We start from the raw sequence: 5,667 nt of genomic DNA, 5'->3' as shown, positions 1-5,667 counted from the left end.
CCTCGACCGGCGTCCTCGCCGCGGTCGCGACCGGCTTCTGCGTGGTGGTCCTCGCCCAGCTCGCCCGCCTGCGGGTGCGCGCCGCGCGGATACCAACCGCCATGACAATGGCCGATCAGGCGTGCACGTTGAACTTATCCCGGTCGATGACCCGGTTGTCGAGGAAGAACGATTGCAGGTCGGAGCCGCCGAGGCTGTTCTGCGCCGAGGGGATCATGCACGTGCTGTAGCCGCGGTTGGTGGTGCTGCGGTGTTCGGTCAGCCAGGGCACCTGGCAGTCGAGCTTTCCCAATCGTTTGGTGTTGAAGTCAAAGGTGAAGCCGGCGGGATTGGCGGCGGCGCCCTGCGTGGTGGAGGCGAATGGGTATTCGTCGCAGGTGTAGCCGGTCGGGCGCGGGTAGTTCGTACCTGTGGGGCAGGAGGTATTCCGGTTGGCGTCGATCGTGGCGCTATTGGTCGTACGGGTCAGCTGCGACGGCAGGTTGGTGGTGTTGATGGCATTTCTGATGTGGAAGGCGTATAGGGGATAGCGGCTTTCGGGGACCTCGAGGGTCGGGATGAAGTCCTGGTTGACGCAGCCCGCGGTGCCGCCCGGAAGTACGTCGTCGCAGCGGTGACCCGGGTAGTTGGTCCACAACGTGTTGGTCACCTGGTTGACGGCTATCGGGTTGACAAACCAGAATCCCCAGTCCGACCTCGAACCCCAGTACTGGCCGGGCAACCGCGGCGAGGTGAAGGTCGCCGTACCGGAGAGGTTGCTGAGCGCCCAGCCGGTCGGCGGGTTGCCACCCACGATGCTGCAGTAGAACATGCAATCGGGCGCCGACAAGAGCGTCGGCGAGCCCAGCACACCCCAGGCACGGACCGGGGCGTACTCAAAGGACTGCGTCCACCGCAGGTCTCTGGCTTGCATCGTCACCGTGCTGGAGAAGTTGAAGGCGATCTCGCCCACGACTTCGCCGCCCTGCGCCACAATCACCTGGTACAGGCCACCGCCCGACTTGCACATCACGAAGCGCGACATGTTGGCCCAATTGCCATTGCCGCACCCCTCCGGAATCGCCGCGGTCGCGGCAGCCGTACGCACGGAGGCGGGCGCGCTCAGCCCCAGCCGGACGCAGGCCACCAATCCCTCCCGCACGCCCGACGTGGTGCAACCAGGCGCCGGCGCCACGTTTGCGGGCGCCGCCGCCGCGGTCACCGGGCTCACCGTGAAGACCGCGGTTGCGGCCATCAGCAGGCCGACGACCACACGCGCGAGCCATCTTGCTGGCAACACATGCATAGATACCTCCAAATGAGTCGATCCCCGCGGGCATGGTGGCCCGGATAACCATCTGGAGGCGCGGTACTCCGTCGAACTGCGTACATCTGCGAACACCGGCGAACGCCTTCCGCCGCCGCCGGACGTACGAGTAGGCTGCCGGCACCGGTGCGTAGGGCGAGGACGGTGATGACGCAAGGCCCCGACGAGCAGCTCCTGGACACGGCCGCGGTCGCCGTCACGACCAGCCAGATGGCAGCGCTTTTGCGCACCCTGCGTCGCAGGCACGCCCGGCACCGCCGGGATCGCGAGTTGACCTACCGGGAGATCGCTTCGCGTACCGGATGGTCGACCACGGCCGTCGCCGAATACTTCACCGGGCACACGCTTGCCCCCACCGACCGCCTCGACGCGTTGGTGTGCCTGCTCGGCGCGACCTCGGCGGAGCAGGGCGCGCTGGCCACCGCCCGGGACCGGATCGATGAGCACCGGCGCAACGGCAGCCCGGCGGCACCCGTCACCGCCCGGCCGGTGCTTCGCCAGCTCCCGCCGCCGCCCCGGCACTTCAGCGGCCGCGCCGAGGAGTTGGCGTGCCTTGACAGGCTGGTCGACGACGCCAAGGCCGCAGGCGTCGTGGCGATCGCCGCGATCGACGGTGCCGCGGGCGTCGGCAAGACCACGCTGGCGGCGCATTGGGCGCACCGGACCGCTGAGCTGTACCCGGACGGGCAGCTCTATGTGGACCTTCGAGGATTCGACCCCAGCGGCCGCGCAGTCACGGCCGCGCACGCCCTGCGGTCATTCCTGTCCGCGCTCGGCGTGCCGGACTCGCAGGTGCCCGCGGGTGAGGACGCCGCCGCGGCACTGTACCGCAGCGTGCTGGCCGGACGGCGGGTGTCGATCCTGCTCGACAACGCCTACGACAGCGCCCACGTACGTCCGCTGCTTCCCGCGACGGCCACGTGCACGGCGGTGGTCACCAGCCGCAACCGGCTCACCGGCTTGGTGGCCCTCGACGGCGCGCACCCGATCACGCTCGGCCCGCTGCCGCACGCGGCCGCCCACATCGTGTTCGCCACGCGCATCGGCGACGGCCGCGTCGAAGCCGAGCCCGCCGCGACCGCCGCAATCGTCGGACTCTGCGCCGGCCTGCCACTGGCACTCGGCGTGGCCGCGGCGAGGGCCGCCACCAACCCGCACACCCCGCTGCAGGCCCTCGCCGCGGAGCTGAGCGCGGCCCGCCTCGACGCGCTGACCGGCGACGACCCGCGAAGCGACACCCGGGCCGTGTTCTCCTGGTCCTATCACGCCCTTACGGCGGCGGCGGCGCGCCTGTTCCGGTTGCTCGGCCTGCATCCCGGTACGCCGATCTCGGTCGCGGCCGCCGCGAGCCTCGCCGCGGCGAGCGTCACCGCAGGTGGTGCGGCGCTCGCCGAACTGGTGCAAGGCAACCTGCTCAGCCGTCGCGGCGCCGACCGCTACGTCATGCACGACCTGTTCCACTGGTACGCCGCCGAGCTGGTACGCGACACCGAGCCGGACGACGCGCGGGAGGCGGCAACATGCCGCCTGCTCCGCCACTACCTGCATACCGCCCACGCCGCGGCATACCCGGCCGAGCCCGCGCTCCAGGTGCTGCCGCAAGGCGTCGTGGCCGGGGACCCCGGTGACGACGCCTCAGCCTGGTTCGCCGCCGAGCACACGGCCTTGCTGCGCGCCGTCGACATCGCCGTCGCCCACGGCCACGACGCGATCACCTGGCAGCTCGCCGAGAAGCTCGGCGACTACCTCGACCGGCGTGGCCACTGGAACGACCTGGCCTCCATCCAGCAAGCGGCACTCACGGCCGCCCGGCGGCTGGGCGAACCCCTCAAAGAGGCCGGCGCACACCGGCATCTCGCCCGCGCGTACCTCAGACTCGGAGACAACGGCCAGGCACGTACACATTTAGGTGCGGCGCTCGAGCTCGCTCAGCGCCACGGCGACCGGCACGCCGAGGGACGTACCTGGCTGAGCCTTGCCCTGCTCAGCGAGCGGGAAGGCCGGCTGGATGCGGCGCGCGACCACGCACGACACGCGCTCGGCATCTGCGTCGAGATGGAAGACCGGCCGGGACAGGCCCGCGCGCTCAACGCGGTCGGCTGGTATCAGGCGCTGCTGGGGGAGTACGCCGACGCGCTCGCACACTGCGAGCGCTCGGTGACCCTCGCCGCCGAAGTCGATGACCCGATCTGTCAGGCGAACGCCTGGCACAGCTTCGGCTACTCGCATCACCGGCTCGGGGACTACCACCAGGCGCTGACCTGCTACCACCAAGCGCTTGGCCGCTTCCGCCAGGCCGGCGACGACCACCTCGCAGGCCTCATCCTCACCGACCTCGGTGACGCCCATTCGTGCCTGGGCGAAACCGCGGCGGCGGACGAGGCTTGGCGCGAGGCTCTCGCCCTGCTCGACAACGTGCGCCATCCAGACGCCGAAAAGGTACGAGCGCGGCTGGCGCATTGACGGTTTGTGCTCGCAGGCACAGCGCAGGACCGTCGGTGGCCGGCGCCGCGTATGCCTTTGGTGGCTTTGTTGTACGCGCGTGGGGCCATGGGCGGCCCCTACAGCGTCGGCGTCCCCATGCCTGGCAACGGTACGACCGCCGGCACCAAACGCCCGATCGCACCAGATCCGGACGCAAAGTTCACACACTCGGTCATCATCAGCACGTCAACCAAACGCGCGCGCGATCAGCGGCAGATGAGTGAGCTTCCCGCAGAATCGAATCAGCCGTTGCTGCCCTGCTCATCCCACGTCTTGTGGTAGCCGCGGAAGTCGAAGAATCGTAGGCCGTCGACCTGCGCCTCGGACTGTATCTCCGGCAGAGTCCACGCGTGGGCTGTGTAGTCGTCGAACGCCACACCGCCACGACTGAGCAACAGCGTCATGAGGTGAACGACGTCCTCGGTCCCGTCGATTCGCCCGGAGACGTCGATCTGGACGGCCCAGTTCGGGCGTTGACCCGTTGCCGCGTCGAGAGCGGCCAGGTCCGCGGGCGTCCAGTCGGAGTAGAGGTGACCGGACTCCCCGTCGGCTATCTCGAGGTAGACAGCGCCGTTGCAAAGCCAAGGATGACGCTGCTGCGGAAGGTGCCGGTCGAGGAGGCCGACGGTCTCAGCGCGATCCCCGGCCGGAAAGACAAAGATCGAGCGCACCATGGCAGCCTAGCCCGTCCATGCGCCAACCCCGCCCGGTCGGCGGTCGCACGGCGACCGGCACCGCGCTCTGTCCGCGGCATGTGCAGAAACCTGATGAGAAGCTGGTCGGAGGTGCCGATGCAACCAGATGAGCCGGTCTTGGCGACGATGGAGAAGGCGACAGTGGATCTGCTTCGCCTTGCTTTCATCGAGATCAGGTACCTGACCGAAGATCGACACGAGGACCAGTCACCAGCAGCGGCCGCAGTCCGTCGCAAGCGGGCGAACGCCATCGCCGATATCTGTCACAACCTGCCAGGCCTGCTCGCGCCGGGTGGCCGTGACCGCCTCGCTGATGGACTTCGGTACCTCTGGGGCACCGCCAACGCGGCGAAGCGGCGGTGGCTGCTGCACAACTGGGATTACCTTGCGTACGACCACCGATGGCTCACCGCGACGTAGTCACGCAACTCCCCGATACTCACAAGCTCGAGCCGAGCGCCATACGCGGCATGAGCGGACGTTCACGGCCTGGCGCTGGGCTCTGTTGTAGGTTGGCCGCGTGAACCTGAAGGTGATCGAGGGCAGGCTGACCGAGACGCAGGTCGGGATGGGTTTGGAGCGGCGCGCCTTCGGCGAGTTCGTCGGGCCGCGCGGTGAGCTCGCGTCGTGCGCCTTCGGCTGGACGACCGGGTCGGAGCACCACGTCGCACGGCTCACTGTTGGGATCGGGGCCGGGAATCCGGGCGGCGCCAGCTTCCACGCGATCGTCTTCAACAACGATGACAGCTACGCCTGCTCGCTCGTCGACGAAGCGTTCGAGCGCGTACCCGAGGGGGCCCCGATGGCTTCGTCCGTGATTTCGGGGTTCTGGCGCGAACTGTGTGATGGATCTCGAGTAATAGATTGTTGTCGCGGTGCGCGATGCCGTCGGACAGCTTCTTCCTCATCTGAGCGGTATCGAGATCGATGCGGTTGTGGACGCTGGATCCGAACTGGTCATCACCGCTCGTGTTCGCGGCCAGCAGGCAGGTTGTCAGGCATGTGCGGTGCTGTCGTCTCGGGTGCATTCGCGGTATCGCCGGACGTTGATGGATGCCCCGGTCGCTGGCCGGCCGGTTCGGGTTCTGGTGACTGGTCAGGTGCCCGGTCGGCGAGTCGGTTTGACTTGGGTCGATTGATGTCTGGATCATGGTGGGGTGTCTGGGACTCCGTCGGTCGAGC

At 68.6% G+C, this 5,667-nt stretch carries 5 protein-coding genes; 3 read left to right on the top strand and 2 right to left on the bottom strand.

Translation table 11 applies throughout. The annotated features are described in order from the left end of the window. Positions 1-115 precede the first annotated feature (115 nt). A complete protein-coding gene (locus AB0H83_RS51340; RefSeq protein ID WP_360111212.1) occupies positions 116-1,252 on the bottom strand; it encodes a hypothetical protein in 1,137 nt (378 codons plus the stop codon). Positions 1,253-1,453: 201 nt separating this feature from the next. Between AB0H83_RS51340 and AB0H83_RS51335 the strand changes: the two genes are divergently transcribed. Next, the gene (locus AB0H83_RS51335) at positions 1,454-3,769 is read left to right on the top strand and encodes a tetratricopeptide repeat protein (protein ID WP_360111209.1); all 2,316 of its coding nucleotides are present in this window, start codon (positions 1,454-1,456) and stop codon (positions 3,767-3,769) included. Positions 3,770-4,032: 263 nt separating this feature from the next. On the opposite strand, the gene AB0H83_RS51330 is transcribed toward AB0H83_RS51335, so the two are convergent. After that, positions 4,033-4,464 (bottom strand): hypothetical protein, encoded by a 432-nt coding sequence (locus AB0H83_RS51330; protein WP_360111206.1) that lies wholly within the window; start codon positions 4,462-4,464, stop codon positions 4,033-4,035. A gap of 93 nt (positions 4,465-4,557) precedes the next feature. On the opposite strand from AB0H83_RS51330, the gene AB0H83_RS51325 reads away from it, so the two are divergent. After that, positions 4,558-4,905, top strand: a complete 348-nt coding sequence (locus AB0H83_RS51325; RefSeq protein ID WP_360111203.1) for a hypothetical protein — start codon at positions 4,558-4,560, stop codon at positions 4,903-4,905. Between the two features lie 455 nt (positions 4,906-5,360). Then, positions 5,361-5,624, top strand: coding sequence for a hypothetical protein (locus AB0H83_RS51320; protein ID WP_360111200.1), 264 nt, complete (start codon positions 5,361-5,363; stop codon positions 5,622-5,624). The last annotated feature ends 43 nt before the right edge of the window (positions 5,625-5,667 follow it).

The organism is Dactylosporangium sp. NPDC050688 (assembly GCF_040654515.1).
Taxonomy (GTDB): Bacteria; Actinomycetota; Actinomycetes; order Mycobacteriales; family Micromonosporaceae; genus Dactylosporangium.
The sequence above is the reverse complement of the archived record's forward strand: the minus strand, read 5'-3'. Positions and strand labels throughout refer to the sequence as shown.